Source organism: Arsenophonus nasoniae, from assembly GCF_004768525.1.
Taxonomy (GTDB): domain Bacteria; phylum Pseudomonadota; class Gammaproteobacteria; order Enterobacterales; family Enterobacteriaceae; genus Arsenophonus; species Arsenophonus nasoniae.
The window spans coordinates 1,879,486-1,901,737 of sequence record NZ_CP038613.1; the positions used below are offsets into that span (position 1 = coordinate 1,879,486).

A 22,252-nucleotide genomic window follows, 5' to 3' on the forward strand; every position below is an offset into this window, starting at 1 on the left:
TTAGGAGTAACCATTATGTCTGTAACTAATGTTACTGAACTCAATGAACTTGTTGCGCGTGTCAAAAAAGCGCAACAAGAATTTGCCAATTTTAACCAGGCTCAAGTTGATAAAATTTTTCGTGCCGCTGCTCTTGCAGCTGCTGATTCCCGCATCCCTTTAGCAAAATTAGCAGTTGAAGAATCAGGCATGGGAATTATAGAGGATAAAGTGATTAAAAATCATTTTGCCTCAGAATATATTTACAACGCCTATAAAGATGAGAAAACTTGTGGCGTGCTGTCAGAAGATCTTACTTTTGGAACTATAACAATCGCTGAACCTATTGGTTTAATTTGTGGTATTGTTCCAACAACTAATCCTACTTCAACAGCCATTTTTAAATCTTTAATTAGTCTAAAAACGCGTAACGGTATTATTTTTTCCCCCCACCCTCGTGCAAAAAAAGCCACTAACAAGGCCGCCAAAATTGTTTTACAAGCTGCTGTTGCTGCAGGGGCACCAAAAGATATCATTGGCTGGATTGATGAACCTTCCGTCGAACTTTCAAATGCGTTGATGCATCACCCCGATGTTAATCTTATCTTAGCAACCGGTGGTCCAGGTATGGTGAAAGCAGCCTATAGCTCAGGAAAACCTGCCATCGGTGTAGGCGCGGGGAATACACCTGTAGTTATTGACAGCTCTGCCGACATTAAACGTGCAGTTGCTTCAATTTTAATGTCAAAAACTTTTGATAATGGGGTTATTTGCGCCTCAGAGCAATCTGTTATCATTGTGGACGAAATTTACAATCAAGTACGCGAACGTTTTGTCACTCATGGTGGCTACTTATTAAAAGGTAAAGAGCTTAAAGCAGTACAAAATATTATTTTAAAAAATGGTAATTTAAATGCCGCTATTGTTGGTCAACCTGCGGTAAAAATTGCTGAACTAGCCGGCATAAAAGTGCCCCTAAACACTAAAATTTTAATCGGGGAAGTAAAAGCCACAGATGAGAGTGAACCTTTTGCCCACGAAAAACTCTCACCATTACTTGCCATGTACCATAGTAAAGATTTTGCTGATGCCGTTGGAAAGGCAGAAAAATTGGTTGAGATGGGAGGCATTGGTCATACTTCTTGTCTTTATACCGATCAGGACAATCAAACTGAACGAGTTAATTATTTCGGCGAAAAAATGAAAACCGCACGCATCTTAATTAATACTCCTGCATCTCAAGGTGGGATTGGTGATCTTTATAATTTTAAATTAGCTCCTTCATTAACATTAGGATGCGGCTCCTGGGGTGGAAATTCTATTTCTGAAAACGTGGGACCTAAGCACCTAATTAATACTAAAACGGTAGCGAAAAGAGCAGAAAATATGTTGTGGCATAAACTGCCTAATTCTATCTATTTTCGTCGTGGTTGCCTACCAATCGCGCTGGAAGAAATTGCTACGGACGGGGCTAAGCGAGCTTTTATTGTTACTGACAGTTACTTATTCAATAATGGTTATGTTGATGAAGTCGTTAAAGTATTAAAAGCTTATAATGTAGAAACTGAAGTCTTTTTTGAAGTTGAAGCTGATCCAACGCTGAGCATTGTTCGTAAAGGTGCCGCTTTAATGCATACCTTTAAACCAGACGTGATTATCGCATTAGGTGGCGGGTCTCCTATGGATGCAGCTAAAATCATGTGGGTAATGTATGAACATCCTGAAACCCATTTTGAAGAGCTTGCTTTACGCTTTATGGATATTCGCAAACGGATTCATAAGTTCCCTAAAATGGGTGTTAAAGCCAAAATGGTCGCTATCACCACTACATCAGGTACGGGCTCTGAAGTCACACCGTTTGCTGTTGTTACTGATGATGATACTGGTCAAAAATATCCTTTAGCTGATTATGCAATTACGCCAAATATGGCAATTGTTGATGCAAATCTGGTCATGCATATGCCTAAATCACTTACTGCATTTGGTGGACTCGATGCGATTGTCCATGCATTAGAAGCCTATGTTTCAGTTCTTGCAAGTGAATACTCTGATGGACAAGCTTTGCAAGCTTTAACGCTGTTAAAAGAATATTTGCCAGCAAGTTATCTAAATGGGTCAAAGGATCCGATTGCCCGTGAACGAGTGCATAATGCAGCAACCATCGCTGGTATTGCCTTTGCTAATGCCTTTTTAGGGGTTTGCCACTCAATGGCTCATAAATTAGGCTCCGAATTCCATTTACCCCATGGCTTAGCTAATGCGCTGCTAATTGAAAATATCATTCGCTATAACGCTAATGATATTCCAACGAAACAAACAGCATTCAGCCAATATGATCGCCCTCAAGCTCGTCGTCGCTATGGTGAAATTGCTGATCATTTAGGGCTAACCTCACCGGGTGATCGTACAGCCAATAAAATTGAAAAACTCCTTAATTGGTTAGCAACACTTAAAACTGTGCTCGGCATTCCTAAATCTATTCGTGAAGCTGGGGTAGCAGAAAAGGATTTCTTAGCTAAAGTTGATAAGTTATCTGAAGATGCCTTTGATGATCAATGTACCGGTGCGAACCCTCGCTTTCCTTTGATCGCTGAACTAAAACAAATTATGTTGGATTCTTACTATGGTAATATTTTTACCGAAGAGAAAAATATATTTCTGCCGGCAGAGGAAAAAAGTCATCGAGTAAAAGAATCTATTTAATAGACATTTTATTTGTAACCATTTATTTAATAATTAGCACTGAAAATATATTCGGTGCTTTTTTAATCTCAAAATATTTTATCAATCCTTATTTAAAAATAATTTAAAACCAAAATAGTTATTATAGGTAATTAATTTTCATATAAGAGTAATAAGCGAATAAAGGAAGTTAAAAATTATTTAAATGGAACAACTGAAAAAGGTTTTTCACCCGCCTCAATACTTTTAGTGTGCTTAATTGCATCCATATAATGTCTACGACAAACTGAAATATATTTCTCATTGCCGCCAATTTCAATCTGCTCTCCTTGATAGACAGCAAGTCCATTATCATCTAATCGCAAAACCCTACTTGCTTTGCGCACACAATAACAAATAGTTTTTAGTTCAATAAGCTTATCTGCCCATGCTAACAGATAGTGAGTACCAATAAATAACTCACCACAAAAATCTGTTCTTAATCCATAACACAGAACCGGTATGTTGGTATAATCAACAATTTCACAAAGCTGAGTAACTTGTTCTTTAGTTAAAAACTGACACTCATCAACGAGTACACAATGAATTTTTTGAGAACTATTTTTTTCTTTTATTAATCTCCCCATATCTGTCTGTTGCGAAAATAATATTGCATCTGCAACTAAACCAATTCGGGACGTTACTTTACCTTGAACAAATCGGGTATCAATCTCAGCGGTGAAAATAAGCGTATTCATCCCCCGTTCATTATAATTGTATGAAGACTGAAGTAGTGAAGTTGATTTACCCGCATTCATTGCTGAATAATAGAAATAAAGCTGAGCCATTAGCCCTTTCCTCTTAGCTATTTAGACAAACGTTTTGAAAGTTTACCACATACATTATCAAACATTATCAAACATTATTCTTCATTTCATTTGATTATAAATATTGATAACTAACATAACAGATTTTTTTGTAATGTTTATAGTTATGAAAAAGTCAGTATATTTTAAATGCCATTCTCTACAAACAACAGCTTTATTTTAACAAAGTATGTGATAAGAAAAGATTATTAATAGCTAACATTCATCATAAAACTTAGATACCTAGTAGTAATAACTCAACAAAAGCTTAATAAGCAAACTCTTTTACACATATTAAGTTAAAATTTAGTTTATGTTACATACCATAAAGTTGAATAAAAATAAAAAACATCGTCTTTACATATGAATGAAATTCAAATATAAAAGCATTACTATCATTTTCGTATAGATTTTTAAGTATGCTCGGTATCTAATATAAGATATATAATATTTTCCAGTAAAAGCTTATATTGCTTTTGCAAAGAAGTTTAAGTTTAAAAAAACAATAAATTTAACCTTATTTTGTAACTTCACTATTGCAGAAAATAAAATAGCATTCTATTATTAGTAGACATCAGCCAACATTCATTTTAATTCGAGACCAGGATAATGAGCGATTCATTGAAATATTTTAAATCATTAAATAACATTCGTACCTTACGTGCTATAGCAAGAGAATTGTCGTTAGAAATATTGCAAGAAATATTCGATAAATTCAAGACAGTTGTTGAAGAACGAATCGAATATGAAAAACAAGAGAGAGCACAATTAGAAGTTCATAGTCAAAAAATTGCAAAATATATTAAATTACTTGAAGGAGAAGGACTCAGTCTAGATGATCTAGTAACTGCAAAGGCTCCGGCAAAAACATCTAGCCGTACTAAACGTGCTGCAAGACCAGCTAAATATCAATATAAAGATGAAAATGGTGAAATTAAAACTTGGACCGGTCAAGGTCGTACACCAGCAGTCATTAAAAAAGCAATGGAACAAAAAGGTAAAAAATTAGACGATTTTTTAATCTAAATGTTCTTTCTCTACTTTAAAAATACCCTTTATATAAAGGGTATTTTTATTACACATATTATTAACATTTCTCATACAATAAATAAGCGTCTTTAATAAACACTAATAAATATCAAAGAGTAAAAATCCCTGCTCGATAAGATAACATTAATAATACTTAAATACATTTACCTACAAGCCACTTTTCACAAATAGCTACCTATATTTTCTCTTAATAAAGATACCAATATCAAAATGTAAAACTTCGATTAATATAAATATTTTGTTATCAACGATACATCATGTTATGTAAATTTTTGTCATCTAAACATTCCAAATTATTCCTACAAGAAATAGTATCGTTGATTTTTATTGTCATAAACTCATGCATTCAATGTTCATTATTAGACTACTCTATATTTATTTTGTTAGCTAGGTTGTTAAATTTCATTCTATTCATTATGAAAAAATTTACTATAGAAATAATAAACAGATTACCTTATAAACAAAAAAATAAACAGCTAATCTGATGCATGCTAAATCAATTAAATATAATTACTATACTTTTTTATCATAATTATGATAAGTGTTAGTGTAAATATTAATGATAAAAATGCGCTCACTTACGTAAGAAAATTTAACCAGTTGCCAAAACAATATATTAACAGCCAAAATCAAACTATTATTATTTGAAATAGTATGTAATATCTCGATTTATACAACATGCTACCCTGCTTATAAAATCAATAAATCTCATTTTAATTTCATGCATAAATAAAACTTGTTAAAATAAACTTAAAATAACAAACAAGCAATATTTTATAAAAAAATCATATAGACTTTTTATTGATTTAATCCAAATTTATTGATGATTAGCAATCTAAGATATTTTTTTTATCCATGCAGAAAATTCGGCGCCTAAGGATTCATGCCGCATACTATATTCAACAAATGCTTTTATATAACCCAATTTATTACCGCAATCATGACTCTTACCGTGTAAATGATAAGCCTCAACCGGTTCACCTTCTATTAACATTTCAATCGCATCAGTTAACTGGATTTCATCACCTGCACCTGCTGGTGTTTTTTCTAATAAAGCCCAAATTTTCTCTGACAATACATAACGACCAACAATCGATAGATTGGATGGCGCCTCTTCAGTTTTAGGTTTTTCAACAACACCTTTAATCATTTTGCTTTCACCGGGTTTTAATTCGTAACTATTACAATCCACAACACCATAATTAGATACAGATTCTTTTGGTACCGGCTCAACTAGAATTTGGCTGGCTGACGTTTCATGATAACGTTTCAGCATTGCAGTCAAATTATACTGTTTCAAATCAGAGGAATATTGATCAATAATTACGTCAGGTAAAACTACAGCAAAAGGCCCCTCTCCTACCAATGGTTTTGCACATAAAATGGCATGCCCAAGCCCTTTAGCAATACCTTGCCTCGTTTGCATAATTGTGACATGACTTGGGCATATGGATTGCACATCATTTAATAATTGCCGTTTAACACGCTTTTCCAAAATCGCTTCTAATTCAAAACTAGTATCAAAATGGTTTTCTATTGAATTCTTTGAAGAATGAGTGACTAAAATAATTTCATTAATACCGGCAGATATACACTCATTCACGACATACTGAATAAGTGGTTTATCTGCCAAAGGCAACATTTCTTTAGGGATTGCTTTCGTTGCTGGTAACATACGAGTTCCTAATCCAGCAACAGGAATAACTGCTTTGCTAACTTTTTTTTCCGCTTTTTTTAGTTGCATTTTTTCTTCCAAGTTACCTATATACAATATGCTATGGAAATGAGACAAATAGATTTTCAACAACTTATGTGGCGAGTATAGCAGTAAAATGTACCAAATAAATAGCTAACTAGAGAAAATTGGCCTAGGTTAACAATCCAGTGAAAAGTAACTAATTATAATATTTCTACCAATGAGTTAAACATTAAGGTCATTCGATGTCTATGATTCCATATTTTACATTGCCAATCTGTGCCCTTTTCCATTATTTGTTGATAAGTCATTGGTTGTAAACTACCTAATGATGTACTTGATGATAATTTAACTTCTTTATTCTCTGTTTTTAATTTTACATTAAGTCCTGCCGAAGCCAACACAATTGTTTTGCTTTCTGTATGAAAATAACCTAATAAAAGTGGGAATTGTCCTTTAATACCTAAATCCTTTAATAAAGTATTTATTTGCCCAAGCATTTCACTAATATTAAATAATCTGTTTGCTTGGCTATTAAGATAGGTTTGCAATAATTCATTAAATGCAACTCTAAGTAATAATGCAGCCATAACTCCATCGCCCGAAGAATACTCAATATCAAGGCAATAAAAACCTATCTGTTTATCAGAAAGTTCTGCTAAATCAAATAATAATCCAATTTTATTAATATCTTTTAGTTGCCGATAATTAATTTTATAATTTGCCAATGTTTGATTTACTTTTGGCTGCAGCTCAAGTAAAACTGGCAAAATATCATGTTTTTCGTGCTGTATCATTTGCTGAATATGAGAAAGCTCAGCAGATAAACGGGTAGTTGTTTCTACAATATCTGGATACAAATTACGAGTGATCGTTTCTTTAACGTCATCAAAATCAACAATTGGTTTTAATAACGCATCTTTTACACCGAGTCGAAGCATTCTATCCAAATCACTGATTCTATTTGTTCCTGAAATAACAATAACTGGAATTTCACACTTCATTTCTACCAGTTTCTGCATTAAAGTCTCACCACTCATCACAGGCATACTTAAATCACATAAAATCAAATCAAGATGCTCAACAGCATTAATAATATCTAACGCCTCCTGCCCATTACTGGCTGTATAAGTAATCACATCAAATGATTTAAGGTAATTTCTCAGTACGGAACGAAAAACCACCTCATCTTCTACAATTAATATTTTCTTCCCTTTCATATGCCAGCCTTACATTACATAAAATGCCATTGACGATATTATCTTTTTAGAAAATAGTACTTATGATAGAACAAATATTTTACGGATTTACACTTAAAGTTATATATTTTTTTGTATTGAAATATATAATTATTTTTTCACTTATTGGAATCAATTGGTTACTTTTATACAGTTATTATAATTAGAAATTACTTTCTTAATTTTGTTCCTTTTTTCTTTAATGAAAATAATCTCTATTGTAAATCAAAATTATCTTATGTTTTTTCATCCTGTTTCTGGCAACTAAAAAATTATTTATTACTTTATTATCAATATCAGAAATTCATATCAGCAAAAAAAATAGATGAATTATCAAAAGCATTGAGGATAATTTAGTCACTGGTAAGTAACATTATTTACTCAATTAAAAGTGAATATAAAGATAAAAATGAATCTTTGTTAAAGTTTTCAGATTAAATAATCATAAATAACTGATAATTATCTATTATAGCGCCTGTTTGCTCTTAATTAATCAATATCCGAAATGATAAAAATGTGAGTAACGATAATACAAACCCTTTTTTTAAATAAATTTAATGAAATTTTGAAAAAAACATTGCCATAACTGGTCCAAAAGCGTCAAAATTACCACATTTTATCGTATTAAGATTAAAGTTTGCTATTTTGCGATATTTGTAACAAAAAATTTTTAAGGAAAATACTATTCATGCACCAGAACTCTCAAAAAAAAATTCTTCGTACTATCTGCCCTGACGCAAAAGGCTTAATCGCTAAAATCACAAATATTTGTTATAAACATCAATTAAATATTATTCAAAATAATGAATTTGTTGATCACCATACGAACTGTTTTTTTATGCGCACTGAACTTGAAGGTATTTTTAACGATAATACATTATTAGCCGATCTCGACGATGCTTTACCAACAGGGTCTAAACGGGAATTAAGTATTTCAAATCAAAGACATATAGTTATTATGGTAACCAAAGAAGCACACTGTTTAGGTGATCTATTAATGAAAAGCGTCTATGGTGGTCTTGATGTTGAAATTGCCGCAGTAATTGGTAACCACGAGACACTAAGATCACTCGTTGAACAATTTCATATCCCTTTTCACTGCATTAGCCATGAAAATTTAACGCGTGAACAACATGATCATTTATTAAAACAGCAAATTGATCACTATAACCCTGATTATGTGGTTTTAGCGAAATATATGCGCGTACTTACTCCTGATTTTGTTCAACATTATCCCAATAAAATTATCAATATCCATCACTCTTTTTTACCCGCTTTTATCGGTGCAAAACCTTATCATCAAGCTTATCAACGTGGGGTCAAGATCATTGGTGCAACGGCTCATTTTGTCAATAATGATCTCGATGAAGGCCCAATTATCACCCAAAATGTGATTAACGTTGATCATAGTTACACTGCCGAGGATATGATGCGAGCAGGTAGAGACGTTGAAAAAAATGTCTTAAGTCACGCTTTATATTGGGTATTGGCACAACGTGTTTTTGTTCATGGCAATCGCACTATTATTCTTTAATTTATCCTCTATTTAATAAAAACTGACTTATTTTTTAAAGGTAACTATTATACAAAGCACATAATATTACCTTTACACCATCATAATTATTTTATTAAATTTCATATTCCATTAAATAATTTATTTAATTATTTTTTATGATAAATGATTATTTATTATTAACTATATTTAAAAAATGGATACCTTTATTGCATTCAAAATTTACCTAAAGCACAAATGGTCAGGATAAAACATCTAAATAATAATTTAGATATCAAATAGTTAGATTATCAAGATAGTTAAAGTCAATGCGCTATCTATTTATGGTTATAAACTTGCATGCTACAAACCTTGCTGTTACTAACATTTGGTCAAGAAAAATTTTAGCCAAGCAAATATTTCACCTATTGATTAATTTATTTTTTCAATCGCATCAATAAACCGATTCAAAATACTACCGTGGGCCTTAGATTTATAAAAATAACAACTATTTGTCATGCTGAGCTCGTCTAGCGGTAAAAAAATAATGTCAGGTGTTAGTTGGCAGGTTTCAGGCAATTTATCGGTTAAACCGATATAGTCACCATTTTGTATTAATCCATCACAAAAACCACTATTTTCCATCCACCTAATATTGATTCTATTTGTCCCTAGCGTCGCTTTTGATTCTATATCTCGAATAAATTGACTCTTATATAAAACAGGATCACATAGCCAAGGAAATTGATTCAATAACTTTAATAGATTTTTTTCGGCGTGTTCGTAAAGTTGTTTACGACAACAAATACCAATGGCTTCTTTTTGTGATTTTTTTAACAAAATAAAACGTTCACTTACAATTTTTTCTGAACTTAAAATTAAAATATTGCCATCATAATCTGATATTTCATTTACTTTATCATAATCAAATTTTAAAACATTTATGGGTATTTTATTAATACCCGCTGTTTGATAAAGTTTTATCAAGTGATGATCTTTACCCCAATCATAATAAATATTAACTATATTACGAAACTCATTACTAACATATCTTTTAGTAATTTCTTTTTCCTGCAAATATAAATTTTTTAAATCATTATAAAGCTCTTGCCCCTCTTTTGTTAAAGTCATGCCGGATTTTTTTCTTTTAAACAATGTCTTACCTAATACAGCTTCAAAGTCTTTAATTGATTTTGCTACAGGCGGTGCCGTGCGGTTCAATATTCTTGCCGCTTTACATAATGAACCTTGTTCTACAACCGCCATAAAAGCTTCTAATTTTCTTGAGAAAAACATAATGATTACTCCACTTCAATCTTAAATATCAAATAGAAATAATTTAAAATTCTATTTAATAATTTATCGCTGACCCAGAAATTCAAAAGAATACCTTTTTACAGCTCGTTAAGATAAAAGCACTTAGGCAAATAATTTAAAGAAAATAATTAAACCTCGATAATTAATTTCATAAATTGATTTTTAGCAAACGACATCATTACATCTGACTATTATTTCCGGACAAAAAACAAATTTTCATATAGTGCATTTTTAATTATAGTTTATTAATTTGAATAAAATTAATTATTTTTTTAAAAATATATATTTTTTTTAATTTTTTTAATTGTCAATTACACTAGATAATATAAATATAAAAAATAACTCATTAATAAATAAAAGAAAATGTTTTATATAATGGGTTACATTTATATATTCAATCTGATAAAATATTTAGATAAATATATTTAAATTAGGTAACCGATTAGAATGAAATTTGTCTCATTTAACATTAATAGCCTAAGAGCGCGCATCCACCAACTTGAAGCTATCATCGAAAAACACCAACCTGATGTTATTGGCTTACAGGAGACCAAAGTTGATGATAACGCATTCCCTTTAGAGCAACTTAATCAATTAGGCTATCATATCTGCTATCATGGACAAAAAGCACATTATGGTGTCGCACTATTTTGCAAACAAAAACCAATCACTATTCAAAAAGGATTTCCTGGCGACGATATTGATGCCCAGCGACGTATTATTATGGCCGATATTGAGACAGAACAAGGAATAATTACCATAATAAACGGTTATTTTCCACAAGGTGAATGCCGTGATCATCCAACAAAATTTGCAGCAAAAGCAAAATTTTACCAAGACTTGCAACTTTATCTACAAAGTAATCTTTCACCCCAATCCCATATTATTATTATGGGAGATATGAATATTAGCCCAACGGATCATGATATTGGCATTGGCGAAATTAATAGAAAACGTTGGTTAAGTGCGGGCAAATGCTCTTTTTTACCTGAAGAACGCGAATGGATGGATAAATTAAAATCCTGGGGATTAATCGATACTTATCGTCAACAAAATCCAGAAATTACTGATCAATTTTCTTGGTTTGATTACCGTTCAAAGGGTTTTGTTGATAACCGCGGTTTGCGTATTGATTTGATTTTAGCATCAAGTTCATTGTTTGCCTGCTGTGGTGAAACAGGCATTGACTATGACATCCGAAGTATGGAAAAACCTTCAGATCATGCCCCCATTTGGGCAAAATTTGAGTTAAATTAAGTTAAGATCAAATGATAACACTATTTTAAGTTATCATTTGATTTCACTTTTTGACGATTTCTCTTCTTTTTTTCTGATAATTTTTTCTCAGTTTTATCTTCGATAACCGATAAGTTACGAAATATCGTTAAATCGGTTTGTTGTTTTGCTTGTTGAATTAACATTTTCAGTGTCTCAGCTAATGGTGACATAAAATCCTGATATCGAAACTGTTTTTCACTTATTTGGGTTAATTTAGACTCCCAATGAGCAGTCATATCAGGTAATACTGCCACCGCTGGCAGAACCTTAAATAAGGCTATCCCTGCTGGCGCAGCATGGATATAACGGCCTTTTTTAACTAAAAATTTTCGTTTAAATAATAGATCAATAATACCCGCTCGAGTTGCTTCTGTACCTAAACCATCCGTTGCTCTTAATACCTTTTTCAGCGCTTTATCTTGTACAAAACGGGCAATCCCTGTCATAGCAGCCAACAAAGTGGCATCAGTAAAAGGTTTTGGTGGCTGGGTTTGCTTTTCTATTACCTCACCCTGTTCACAAAATAGTTCATCTTTTACCTTTACTTCTGGTAGTGGCATACCATCATTATCAGCATCCCGTTCCTTGGTACTCAAAATTGCTCGCCAACCAGGCTCGACTAAAAAGCGAGCTTTAGCAATAAATTTTCCACCTGCGATCTCCAGTTCAATAACTCGCTTATGAAATTTTGCGATGGCCATAAATTGGATAATATATTGACTAGCAACCAAGGCATAAATTCTGCTTTCATTTTGGTTAAGCTGTACTGCTGTTGCGCGGGCGGTTGGAATAATGGCATGATGTGCATCAACTTTTTTATCATCCCAGCAGCGATTTTGCTTATCTAATTCAGTCAGCTCAAATTTTGTCAGGCTGGGCTGATGAACAGCAATCGCCTTTAATACCCCATGACGACCAGCAAAGTGCTCTTGTGGTAAGTAACGACAATCGGAACGAGGATAAGTAATCACTTTATGTTTTTCATATAATTGTTGGCAAATATCAAGCACTTCCTTGGTACTTAAGCCATATTTTTTGGCTGCTTCAATTTGTAGCGCCGATAATGAATAAGGCAAGGGGGCAATTTCTGCTTCTTGTTTATTTTGATATACAACAACCAAAGCCGGTTGATGAGTAATCCTTGTCGCTACATGCTCGGCTAAAGGGCGATGAATAAGACGTCCTTCTTCATCCTGATAATCAATACACGCCTCACTCGGTTGCCAGATAGCGGTAAAACGTTCTTCATTTGGGGTAATTATATGTGCTTTTACTTCAAAAAAATTTTTGGCAACAAAATGTTCAATATCTTCATCTCTCCTAACGACTAATCCTAATACTGGCGTTTGAACTCGGCCTACGGATAATACCCCTTGATAACCCCCTTGCTGCCCAAGCAAAGTATAAGCCCGCGTCATATTTATGCCATACAACCAATCTGCTCTGGCTCGAGCTAATGCAGATACACAAAGGGGAATAAAATCACGATTATTTCTTAACCGTCCGATGGCTTTAAGCACCGCTTGCGGATTGAGATCGCTAATTAAACAACGCTGAACAGTCTGTTTTTTATCATTAGGCAAAGCTAAAAAATCTAATACTTCATCCACCAGCAATTGTCCCTCTCGATCAGGATCGCCCGCATGCACAATCTCATCAGCCTGAGCCAATAGTGTTTTAATCGTATTAAGTTGCTTTATAACCGCGCCTCGAGGCTTTAATTGCCATTTTTCAGGTATGATCGGCAAATCAGTTAATGACCAACGTGCGAAACGGGGATCATAAGCTTCAGGTTCAGCTTGCTCTAATAGATGACCAATGCACCAAGTCACATATTGCGAATCCCCACACACAATAAAGCCGTCTTGTCGTTTATGTGGCTTTGGCAAAACATCAGCAATAGCACGCGCCAAACTGGGCTTTTCTGCAATAAATAGACGGCGCATAACTTATTCAACTACCTCAATCATCGCTCTGCCCGATTTAGCTTTTTCTAGTTGTCCAATCGCACTAAACGATAAATTATTTTGCCAAGCAATTTGTTTAACTTCAGTAATTGCTGTTGGTAAAACAGCCATTAATAATCCTCCTGATGTCTGTGGATCACATAACACATCGCGCTGTAATGGTGTTATCTGGCCTAAATGATGGCCATAACTAGCAAAATTACGTAGGGTTCCACCTGGTACACACCCTTGTTCAATATAACTTTCAATATGCGGTAACTTAGCGATTTGTGAAAAAGCCACCGTCGCCTGTAAATCAGCCGCCCGGCAAATTTCCATTAAATGACCTAGCAGACCAAAACCTGTTACATCCGTCATGGCAGTAACACCCTCAATATTTGCCAACTCTGCGCCTGATCTATTTAATTGACACATAATCTCAGTTGCTAACCCTTGATGTTCAGGTAATAATAATTTTTTCTTTTCTGCTGTTGTATGAATCCCAATTCCTAACGGTTTAGTTAAAAATAATTGACTACCTGCTAAAGCAGTACTATTTTTTTTTACTTTAGCGGTATTAATAACACCTGTCACAGCGAGGCCAAATATAGGCTCTGGCGCATCAATTGAATGACCTCCAGCAAGTGATATACCGGCATCCTGACAAATCATTCGCCCCCCTTCAATCACTTGCTGTGCGATCTCTGCGGGAATTTTATTAATCGGCCAACCTAATATCGCAATCGCCATAATGGGTTTACCACCCATCGCGTAAATATCACTAATTGCATTAGTAGCAGCAATACGCCCAAAATCAATGGGCTTATCGACTATTGGCATAAAAAAATCCGTTGTACTGATAATCCCTACGCCATTGCCAAGATCATAAACAGCAGCAGCATCATTGGTCTCATTGCCCACCAGCAAATGGGGATCATTAAATTTTTTACGTTCACTATATAAAATGGTCTCCAATATATTTGGAGCGATTTTACAACCACAACCGGCTCCATGACTGAATTGGGTTAATTTGATTTCTGATGGCATATTTTTTCCTTAATAATAAGTCACAAAATCCTTTATATCTTGCGCAGTTCCTTTTATAGGAAGGTTGAATTTTGGCGTTCCTAAATAGAGAAAGCCAACAATTTTATCATGTTCTTGACATGCTAAACCTGATCTGACAACCGGATCCGTCGTCCAAGAGCCGGTACGCCAGATACCATCAAATCCTTGAGCAACGGCGGCCATCTGCATAGCATGAACACAACAACCCGCAGTAACAACCTGCTCCCAAGCGGGAATTTTTGCATCGACGACAATTTTGGCAATGACAGCAATGATTAAAGGGGCGCGCAAAGGTGCTTTTTTCGCTTTTTCTTCCACTCCTTTTCCCAAATTAGCGTTAATTGCCGCTTTTTCCAGTAACTGGCCAAACTTATACAGCCCTTCATTTTGGATAACCACAAAATGCCAAGGCCGTAACGCACCATGATCAGGTGCTCGCATTCCGGCCGCCAAAATATTATCCAGTGATTGACCTTCAGGTGCTGGTGTTGTCAGATGGCTCATGGAACGACGGGTTAATAATAGCGTTAAAGCATCCATAGACTCCTCCTTGTTGATATTAACTTTCATTGCCACTCATTAAATAGCTACAAATAGCGTAGAAATGACGGTTTTATAAGTATGTTTCTCAAAAATAGAATATTATCATCAGCATTAGTATAGTAAGGTAACATTTTCAATCAGCTTGAATAGCAATAAAATAATATTTTAATTATTCTATGAGTTATGGCTGACAATTATCTTATCTACTTTTAAGATAAATATGTTAATCATATAATTGGAGATCACATGCGAAACCCATGGAATTTAATCGCAGCCTTTTTTAAATTTAGTTGGCGATTACTTAATTTTATCAGACGATTTATTACCAGTTTTATCTGTCTTTTTTTGATTTTTATTGCAGCAAGCAGCTATTTTGCCTATAAAAGTGAAAAAAAATCGACTAGCCAATATCATGGAGCGCTACTTATTGACCTACAAGGAGTGATTGTAGATCAAGTCTCTATCCCTAACCCCCTTGGCAAAATGAGCCGCGAATTATTAGGCTCATCAAGCAACCGCATGCAAGAAAACTCCTTATTTGATATTGTGAATATTATTCGCCGGGCAACTTATGATGACAAAATTACCGGTATCGTTTTACAACTGGATAATCTGATTGGATCTGATCAGCCATCCTTACAATATATTGGTAAGGCATTGACCGAGTTTAAACAGGCGGGAAAACCCATTTACGCGGTGGGTAATGGCTATAATCAATCGCAATATTATTTAGCCAGTTTTGCCAATAATATCTATATGTCACAACAAGGTAATGTCGGAATTTACGGTTTTTCAACCAATAAACTCTATTACAAAACGCTACTAGATAACCTAAAAGTCAATAGTCATATCTTCCGCATTGGTACCTATAAATCAGCGGTAGAGCCATTTATTCGCGATAATATGTCAGCTGAAGCACGTGAAGCAGATAAAGTCTGGATCGGTTCACTATGGCAACATTATCTATCAACCATTGCGCAGAACCGACAAACAACAGCAGGAAATATTTTCCCAGGTGCCGATAAATTGATCGAAGAAATGAAAAGCGTCAATGGTGACAGTGCGCAATATGCAATTAAACAAAAACTTATTGATCATATTTTTACCGGCGCAGTGATGGAGAAAGAATTAAGCAAAAAATTTGGTTGGAATGATAAAGAGCAACATTTTAATTACATTAGTATCTATGATTATGCCAATGAACAACCACAGCAAAGTCAACTAATGCAACAAAAACAATCTGATGACCAACCTAGCAATATTGCTGTGATAATTGCCCAAGGCGCTATTATTGATGGACCGCAAGAGCCGGGCATGGTGGGCAGCGAAACAACCGTGGCGCAAATACGTAAAGCAAGACTTAATCCAGATATCAAAGCGATTGTTTTACGTGTGAATAGTCCTGGTGGCAGTGTTACCGCTTCAGAAGCGATACGTAATGAACTGGTTGCTGCCCGTGACGCTAATAAACCTATTGTGGTTTCGATGGGAGGAATGGCCGCCTCAGGTGGCTATTGGATTTCGACACCAGCCAATTATATTTTTGCCAGTCCAACAACCTTGACTGGCTCAATTGGTATTTTTGGTGTGATAAATACCTTTGAAAAAAGCTTAGATACAATTGGTGTTTATACTGATGGTGTCTCCACCACGCCATTAGCGGATATCTCAGCGACTAAAGGGATTAATAAACAATTTTCTGACATGATGCAAATCATTATTGAAAATGGCTATCATACCTTCCTAAAATATGTTGCACAGGCGCGCCATAAGACACCAGCAGAGATAGACAAAATTGCTCAAGGTAGAGTATGGGTAGGTTCAGATGCGCTACAAAATGGCCTGATTGATAAACTGGGTGATTTTGACGATGCCGTAAATAAAGCGGCTGAATTAGCTAAAATTACCGCCCCTTCACTTGACTGGATGCAGCCTGAACGTTCTTTGATTGATCAATTAATACTTGAATTAACTTCAAACGCTGAAGCAATGATGCCCGATACGCTACAATTGTTACTTCCGCAAAAAACGGCTAATCACCTTCAGCAACAAATTCAATTTTACCGCCATATGAATGATCCACAAAATCGCTACGCATTTTGTTTGAATTGTGGTGAGATTTATTAATAAAAAGGTATTACATTGTTACAACGCTAGCGCCCCGTATATGGGCGCTTTATTTTTATATTAATATTTAACATGCCACAGATTTTATTAATTAACTACTTTATAATTCTTTAAATTTATTTATTACCACTTATTCATATCCTTAGGTAGCAAGAATGGAAAAAAAATCCATCTATGTTGTTTACACAGGCGGCACCATTGGCATGAAGTATTCCCTACATGGATATGTGCCAGCTTCTGGACACCTGCAAAAACAACTCACTAACATGCTAGAATTTCATCGGGCTGAAATGCCACATTTCACTATCCGAGAACATAATCCTTTAATAGATTCCGCTAATATGACGCCACTAGATTGGCAATGCATTGCTGATGATATTAGGGATAATTATGAGAACTATGATGGTTTTGTTATTCTACATGGTACTGATACCATGGCATTTACTGCCTCTGCACTCTCATTTATGTTTGACAACCTAAGCAAACCCATTATCGTGACAGGGTCACAAATACCTCTGGAAGCGTTAAGATCCGATGGACAAACCAATCTTCTTAATTCCTTGTACTTGGCGGCAAATTACCCTATCAATGAAGTGACGCTGTTTTTTAATAACAAATTATTTAGGGGTAACCGTACCGTTAAATCACATGCTGATGGTTTTAATGCCTTTACTTCACCTAATTGTCCACCGTTGATTGATGCGGGTATTCATATCCGTTGTTTACAAAGCTGTCCATTGCCAAAAAACGATGGTAATTTTAGTAGCCATAAAATTACCCCTCAAGCCATTGGTGTTGTTACCATTTATCCTGGCATTTCAGTACAATGTATTGAAAATATCTTATTGCAACCAACCAAAGCCCTTATTCTCCGTTCTTACGGGGTTGGTAATGCGCCTTCACAAACCGCGTTGTTAAAATGCCTTGAAAAAGCTTGTCAACAAGATATTATCGTCGTTAATCTAACACAATGCCTATCTGGGCGAGTTAACATGAATGGGTATGCAACCGGGCACGCATTAGCCAAAGTGGGTGTTATTAGCGGTTATGATATGACTTTTGAGGCAACACTTACCAAACTTCATTATTTACTCAGTCAATCTTTATCAGTAGATGATATTCGTACACTGATGCAAAAAAATTTGCGCGGTGAATTAAGTTATAACGACAATTTTTAAGCAATTTTTAAGGATAACATGATGAGTGATAGCGCATTATTACTGGTCGATCTGCAAAATGACTTTTGTAATGGGGGCGCCTTAGCAGTATTAGACAGTGAAAGTGTTATTAATACAGCCAATGAAGTTATCACCTATTGCCAGCAACACGATATTGCTATTATCGCCAGCCAAGACTGGCATCCTGCTGATCATTTAAGCTTTGCCGTCAACTCAGCAACTAAGGTAGGCACCGAGGGTAAACTTAATGGTTTACGCCAAATTTGGTGGCCAGTTCATTGTGTGCAACATCAGAAAGGAGCGGAATTTCATCCAGCACTCAATCAGTCAGCAATCCAAGCTATTTTTCAAAAAGGTGTTAATGCCATAATTGATAGTTATAGTGCTTTTTTTGACAATGACCATCAGCATGCAACCCAGTTAGATTATTGGCTCACACAAAATCAAATCAAACATTTATATATTATGGGCTTAGCAACAGATTACTGCGTAAAATTTACCGTCCTTGATGCATTGCAATTAGGTTATCAAGTAACGGTTATTCAAGATGGTTGTCGGGGAGTTAACCTCGATCCAGAAGACAGCCATAACGCATTACAAGAAATGGCATTAGCGGGTGCCAAACTAATAACATCTTCTGATTTGCCCATTCATTTTTTTGACCGTGCTAATGATTTTCGCCAAAAGTGATTAATCTATTAACATTTAGTCAATTTTAGTTAGTGTTGTTGACTATCAAATAATTTCTTTAATTCATTTTTTGTTTTCATAATAATTTTCCCATCCGTACCTACTGTCATATGCTGCGCATTATGATTATGCCTTGCCTGCCAAAGCATAACAGCCTGCAGACTATTTTCTTTTTGCTCTGGGGTTAACGCAACACCATCTGGCCATTTACCCAATTCAACGGCGCTTAGCAATCGTTGATAAATCTCAACTGTCATTAAATCAACCAGTTCATTAAGCTCCATATTTCATTCCTTATTTTTGTTTTGGATTTATCGTTAATTGCATCCAATGAGTCTTACTTAACCCTCAGTTACCTCACCAGATTGTTGATCAGTAAAACTTAATGCGACTGAATTAATGCAATAACGTTGCCCAGTCGGTTGTGGGCCATCGGCAAAAACATGGCCTAAATGCGCATTACAGTGACGGCAACGTACTTCGATCCGTTGCATACCATGAGAAAAATCATCAATATAGGTGACGGCTTGATCATCTATCGGTTGGTAAAAGCTTGGCCAGCCACAACCCGTATCAAATTTTGTTTGCGATAAAAAAAGCGGCGCCTGGCAACATAGACAGTAATAAATACCTTCTCGTTGATTATGCAATAATTTACCTGAAAAAGGCGGCTCGGTTCCGGCTTCTTGAGTGACATGATGTTGCATTTCATTAAGTTTATTCGACTTAATGGGTTTATGTTCTTTTTCTGTCATAAGAAAGCTTTCCTTATCATTAGTAAACATAATTATATTTATCGGTTGAGAAAAGGTAAATTTAAACCTTTTATCCTAGCAAAAAGGCCCTTTCTGATGTGATTTGTGATATAATTCACATATATTATTAATATTCACTTAAAATCTCCCTATCCAGACCGATAATAGTGAATCAAAACATTCACCTTAAGCTTGTTTGCTAAACATACAAAAGGTGCTTTATATGTCAATTTTTATGGTAATTGACACGATTCCGCTTGACGGATGGCAAGGTTTTGGTAACGTTAGAAACAATATTGAATTCTTTTAAATTAAAATATAGCTGGTGGAAATACTATGACTATCAAAGTAGGTATTAATGGTTTCGGTCGTATTGGCCGTATTGTTTTTCGTGCTGCACAAGAGCGTAAAGATATCGAAATCGTGGCAATCAATGATTTATTAGATGCCAATTATATGGCCTATATGCTGAAATATGACTCAACACATGGTCGTTTCAACGGTACTGTCGAAGTTAAGGATGGTCACCTAGTGGTTAACGGTAAAACTATTCGCTGTACAGCAGAAAAAGACCCTGCTAACTTGAAATGGAATGAAGTTGGTGTTGATGTCGTTGCCGAAGCAACAGGTATTTTCTTAACTGATGAAACAGCACGCAAACATATTGCAGCGGGAGCAAAAAAAGTCGTTTTAACCGGTCCATCTAAAGATGAAACCCCAATGTTTGTTATGGGTGTTAATCATAACACCTATAGTGGTCAAGATATTGTTTCTAATGCCTCTTGTACTACTAATTGCTTAGCCCCGTTAGCGAAAGTTATTAATGACAAATTTGGTATCATTGAAGGTCTGATGACAACTGTTCATGCAACGACCGCAACTCAAAAAACCGTTGACGGACCTTCAGCTAAGGATTGGCGTGGTGGACGTGGTGCTTCACAAAACATCATTCCTTCATCAACCGGTGCAGCTAAAGCTGTTGGTAAAGTCATTCCTGAACTCAATGGCAAATTAACGGGTATGGCGTTCCGTGTTCCAACACCGAATGTTTCAGTTGTCGATCTAACTGTTCGTTTAAATAACCCTGCCACTTATAAAGAAATTTGCCAGGCAATCCAACATGCTGCAAATGGTGAATTAAAAGGCATTCTTGGTTACACCGAAGATGACGTTGTTTCCACTGACTTTAATGGCGACAAATTAACATCCATTTTTGATGCCAAAGCGGGTATTGCCTTAAATGATAGTTTTGTAAAATTAGTCGCCTGGTACGATAATGAAACCGGTTATTCAAATAAAGTTTTAGATCTAATTGCGCATATTGCTAAATAATTAGCGTAATTTCCCACTGCAAGCCGTCATTAATGGCGGCTTTTTTCATTCTGACATATAATCCAACGGTATTTTTAAACTGGCTAGTTTGCAATCATAAAAAGACAAAAAGGTTGAAATTATGAATGACACGACACTGTTTAACTTACCTGTAAGAGAAAAAATTTCATCCTATATCACGCTTTGCCAGCTCGATGAATTGCCCGTCATTATTGTTTCTCATCCTAATGTGAATGCCGCAGTCAGCCTTCAGGGAGCACAACTACTTAGCTGGCAGCCAGATGGGGAAAAAGACTGTTTGTGGGTAAGTAAAAATAGTCTATTTAAAAAAAATACCGCTATACGCGGTGGAATTCCTATTTGTTGGCCATGGTTTGGTCTGGCCGCGCAACCCAGTCATGGTTTTGCCCGTTTACAAGAATCGCAATTGACAGCACATAGTGAGCATAGGGATTGTGTGATCCTTACGTTAACACTTGCAGATAATGAAAAGACAAAAAAGATATGGCCACATGAATTTACCTTAATAATGCGCTTAAAACTCGCTGCTACCTGTGAAATTGAATTTGAATATTTTGGTACTGAGCCTGCCACTGGTGCATTACATACTTATTTGCAAGTCAGTGACATAAACAAGATATACATTGAAGGATTAGGCAAACATTATTTTGATAAAGTCGCTGATCGAGAGGTTTACACTAAAGAGACAAAAACTTATATAACCGCACGGACTGATCGTATTTATACCGAATCCGATGATTGCAATTTAGTATACGACAAAAATTGGCAACGTATTTTAGAAATACATCACTGCCATCATACTGATATAGTCTGTTGGAATCCTGGCGCTGAATTATCCAGTACAATAAAAGATATGACCCGCGATGGGTACAAAAAAATGCTATGTCTGGAAACCGCTCATATTAGCCAACCTATGCAACCAGCAGGTGAAAATCCTGCCCGAATGTCATTAATTTTAGGGGTTCGTAGTATTAAAATGCAAGACGTAATGCGATAACTTCGCGATTTTTAAGCT

At 35.2% G+C, this 22,252-nt stretch carries 18 protein-coding genes; 9 read left to right on the top strand and 9 right to left on the bottom strand.

Annotated elements, in window-relative coordinates:
• Positions 1–15: 15 nt before the first annotated feature.
• Positions 16–2,682 (top strand): bifunctional acetaldehyde-CoA/alcohol dehydrogenase, encoded by a 2,667-nt coding sequence (gene adhE, locus ArsFIN_RS09315; protein WP_026821974.1) that lies wholly within the window; start codon positions 16–18, stop codon positions 2,680–2,682.
• 176 nt (positions 2,683–2,858) lie between these two features.
• On the opposite strand, the gene ArsFIN_RS09320 is transcribed toward adhE, so the two are convergent.
• Complete coding sequence (locus ArsFIN_RS09320; protein WP_034249270.1) at positions 2,859–3,488, bottom strand: thymidine kinase; 630 nt, start codon at positions 3,486–3,488, stop codon at positions 2,859–2,861.
• Between the two features lie 627 nt (positions 3,489–4,115).
• Between ArsFIN_RS09320 and ArsFIN_RS09325 the strand changes: the two genes are divergently transcribed.
• Positions 4,116–4,532 carry an H-NS family histone-like protein gene (locus tag ArsFIN_RS09325; protein WP_026821972.1) on the top strand — a complete coding sequence of 139 codons (417 nt, stop codon included), beginning with the start codon at positions 4,116–4,118 and terminating at the stop codon, positions 4,530–4,532.
• An 859-nt stretch (positions 4,533–5,391) separates the two neighbouring features.
• Here the strand turns inward: ArsFIN_RS09325 and galU are convergent.
• On the bottom strand, positions 5,392–6,300 hold the full coding sequence (gene galU, locus ArsFIN_RS09330) for a UTP--glucose-1-phosphate uridylyltransferase GalU (RefSeq protein ID WP_034249268.1): 909 nt from the start codon (positions 6,298–6,300) through the stop codon (positions 5,392–5,394).
• 155 nt (positions 6,301–6,455) lie between these two features.
• Positions 6,456–7,472: a two-component system response regulator RssB gene (gene rssB, locus ArsFIN_RS09335; protein WP_026821970.1), complete on the bottom strand. Its 1,017-nt coding sequence runs from the start codon at positions 7,470–7,472 to the stop codon at positions 6,456–6,458.
• A gap of 706 nt (positions 7,473–8,178) precedes the next feature.
• Here rssB and purU point away from each other — a divergent pair.
• Complete coding sequence (gene purU, locus ArsFIN_RS09340) at positions 8,179–9,024, top strand: formyltetrahydrofolate deformylase (RefSeq protein WP_034249266.1); 846 nt, start codon at positions 8,179–8,181, stop codon at positions 9,022–9,024.
• A 390-nt stretch (positions 9,025–9,414) separates the two neighbouring features.
• Here the strand turns inward: purU and ArsFIN_RS09345 are convergent, their stop codons facing one another.
• On the bottom strand, positions 9,415–10,248 hold the full coding sequence (locus ArsFIN_RS09345; RefSeq protein ID WP_338023346.1) for a helix-turn-helix domain-containing protein: 834 nt from the start codon (positions 10,246–10,248) through the stop codon (positions 9,415–9,417).
• A 498-nt stretch (positions 10,249–10,746) separates the two neighbouring features.
• Here ArsFIN_RS09345 and xthA point away from each other — a divergent pair, with 498 nt between their 5' ends.
• Positions 10,747–11,556, top strand: coding sequence for an exodeoxyribonuclease III (xthA, locus tag ArsFIN_RS09350; RefSeq protein ID WP_026821967.1), 810 nt, complete (start codon positions 10,747–10,749; stop codon positions 11,554–11,556).
• A 20-nt stretch (positions 11,557–11,576) separates the two neighbouring features.
• On the opposite strand, the gene ArsFIN_RS09355 is transcribed toward xthA, so the two are convergent.
• Genes ArsFIN_RS09355 through ArsFIN_RS09365 form a run of 3 tightly spaced genes read right to left on the bottom strand, consistent with a single transcriptional unit; the run spans position 11,577 to position 15,131 of the window.
• Entirely contained in the window at positions 11,577–13,523 is a 1,947-nt protein-coding gene (locus ArsFIN_RS09355) for a DNA topoisomerase III (RefSeq protein WP_026821966.1), read from the bottom strand.
• A gap of 3 nt (positions 13,524–13,526) precedes the next feature.
• Entirely contained in the window at positions 13,527–14,570 is a 1,044-nt protein-coding gene (gene selD, locus ArsFIN_RS09360) for a selenide, water dikinase SelD (protein ID WP_026821965.1), read from the bottom strand.
• A gap of 9 nt (positions 14,571–14,579) precedes the next feature.
• Positions 14,580–15,131, bottom strand: a complete 552-nt coding sequence (locus tag ArsFIN_RS09365) for an NAD(P)H nitroreductase (protein ID WP_026821964.1) — start codon at positions 15,129–15,131, stop codon at positions 14,580–14,582.
• 249 nt (positions 15,132–15,380) lie between these two features.
• Between ArsFIN_RS09365 and sppA the strand changes: the two genes are divergently transcribed.
• The 3 genes from sppA (at position 15,381) to pncA (ending at position 19,129) form a co-directional block, all read left to right on the top strand.
• The gene (gene sppA, locus ArsFIN_RS09370) at positions 15,381–17,261 is read left to right on the top strand and encodes a signal peptide peptidase SppA (RefSeq protein ID WP_026821963.1); all 1,881 of its coding nucleotides are present in this window, start codon (positions 15,381–15,383) and stop codon (positions 17,259–17,261) included.
• 155 nt (positions 17,262–17,416) lie between these two features.
• Positions 17,417–18,439: an asparaginase gene (gene ansA / locus ArsFIN_RS09375; RefSeq protein ID WP_026821962.1), complete on the top strand. Its 1,023-nt coding sequence runs from the start codon at positions 17,417–17,419 to the stop codon at positions 18,437–18,439.
• A 21-nt stretch (positions 18,440–18,460) separates the two neighbouring features.
• Positions 18,461–19,129 (top strand): bifunctional nicotinamidase/pyrazinamidase, encoded by a 669-nt coding sequence (gene pncA, locus ArsFIN_RS09380; RefSeq protein ID WP_026821961.1) that lies wholly within the window; start codon positions 18,461–18,463, stop codon positions 19,127–19,129.
• Positions 19,130–19,158: 29 nt separating this feature from the next.
• On the opposite strand, the gene ArsFIN_RS09385 is transcribed toward pncA, so the two are convergent.
• Positions 19,159–19,413 carry a YeaC family protein gene (locus ArsFIN_RS09385; RefSeq protein ID WP_026821960.1) on the bottom strand — a complete coding sequence of 85 codons (255 nt, stop codon included), beginning with the start codon at positions 19,411–19,413 and terminating at the stop codon, positions 19,159–19,161.
• Between the two features lie 57 nt (positions 19,414–19,470).
• Positions 19,471–19,884: a peptide-methionine (R)-S-oxide reductase MsrB gene (gene msrB / locus ArsFIN_RS09390; protein ID WP_026821959.1), complete on the bottom strand. Its 414-nt coding sequence runs from the start codon at positions 19,882–19,884 to the stop codon at positions 19,471–19,473.
• 336 nt (positions 19,885–20,220) lie between these two features.
• Between msrB and gapA the strand changes: the two genes are divergently transcribed.
• Together gapA and ArsFIN_RS09400 are read left to right on the top strand one after the other, a co-directional pair.
• Positions 20,221–21,216 (top strand): glyceraldehyde-3-phosphate dehydrogenase, encoded by a 996-nt coding sequence (gene gapA / locus ArsFIN_RS09395; protein WP_026821958.1) that lies wholly within the window; start codon positions 20,221–20,223, stop codon positions 21,214–21,216.
• 121 nt (positions 21,217–21,337) lie between these two features.
• Complete coding sequence (locus ArsFIN_RS09400; RefSeq protein ID WP_026821957.1) at positions 21,338–22,234, top strand: D-hexose-6-phosphate mutarotase; 897 nt, start codon at positions 21,338–21,340, stop codon at positions 22,232–22,234.
• Positions 22,235–22,252 lie beyond the last annotated feature (18 nt).

What these genes read in the sequence shown, in the direction of transcription:
- rssB (WP_026821970.1), bottom strand. Translation starts at nt 7,472, where the DNA reads ATGAAAGGGAAGAAAATATTAATTGTAGAAGATGAGGTGGTTTTTCGT.
- ArsFIN_RS09385 (WP_026821960.1), bottom strand. Translation starts at nt 19,413, where the DNA reads ATGGAGCTTAATGAACTGGTTGATTTAATGACAGTTGAGATTTATCAA.
- galU (WP_034249268.1), bottom strand. Translation starts at nt 6,300, where the DNA reads ATGCAACTAAAAAAAGCGGAAAAAAAAGTTAGCAAAGCAGTTATTCCT.
- ArsFIN_RS09320 (WP_034249270.1), bottom strand. Translation starts at nt 3,488, where the DNA reads ATGGCTCAGCTTTATTTCTATTATTCAGCAATGAATGCGGGTAAATCA.
- msrB (WP_026821959.1), bottom strand. Translation starts at nt 19,884, where the DNA reads ATGACAGAAAAAGAACATAAACCCATTAAGTCGAATAAACTTAATGAA.
- ArsFIN_RS09345 (WP_338023346.1), bottom strand. Translation starts at nt 10,248, where the DNA reads ATGGCGGTTGTAGAACAAGGTTCATTATGTAAAGCGGCAAGAATATTG.
- pncA (WP_026821961.1), top strand. Translation starts at nt 18,461, where the DNA reads ATGAGTGATAGCGCATTATTACTGGTCGATCTGCAAAATGACTTTTGT.
- xthA (WP_026821967.1), top strand. Translation starts at nt 10,747, where the DNA reads ATGAAATTTGTCTCATTTAACATTAATAGCCTAAGAGCGCGCATCCAC.
- purU (WP_034249266.1), top strand. Translation starts at nt 8,179, where the DNA reads ATGCACCAGAACTCTCAAAAAAAAATTCTTCGTACTATCTGCCCTGAC.
- ArsFIN_RS09325 (WP_026821972.1), top strand. Translation starts at nt 4,116, where the DNA reads ATGAGCGATTCATTGAAATATTTTAAATCATTAAATAACATTCGTACC.
- ansA (WP_026821962.1), top strand. Translation starts at nt 17,417, where the DNA reads ATGGAAAAAAAATCCATCTATGTTGTTTACACAGGCGGCACCATTGGC.
- sppA (WP_026821963.1), top strand. Translation starts at nt 15,381, where the DNA reads ATGCGAAACCCATGGAATTTAATCGCAGCCTTTTTTAAATTTAGTTGG.
- adhE (WP_026821974.1), top strand. Translation starts at nt 16, where the DNA reads ATGTCTGTAACTAATGTTACTGAACTCAATGAACTTGTTGCGCGTGTC.
- ArsFIN_RS09400 (WP_026821957.1), top strand. Translation starts at nt 21,338, where the DNA reads ATGAATGACACGACACTGTTTAACTTACCTGTAAGAGAAAAAATTTCA.
- ArsFIN_RS09355 (WP_026821966.1), bottom strand. Translation starts at nt 13,523, where the DNA reads ATGCGCCGTCTATTTATTGCAGAAAAGCCCAGTTTGGCGCGTGCTATT.
- selD (WP_026821965.1), bottom strand. Translation starts at nt 14,570, where the DNA reads ATGCCATCAGAAATCAAATTAACCCAATTCAGTCATGGAGCCGGTTGT.
- ArsFIN_RS09365 (WP_026821964.1), bottom strand. Translation starts at nt 15,131, where the DNA reads ATGGATGCTTTAACGCTATTATTAACCCGTCGTTCCATGAGCCATCTG.
- gapA (WP_026821958.1), top strand. Translation starts at nt 20,221, where the DNA reads ATGACTATCAAAGTAGGTATTAATGGTTTCGGTCGTATTGGCCGTATT.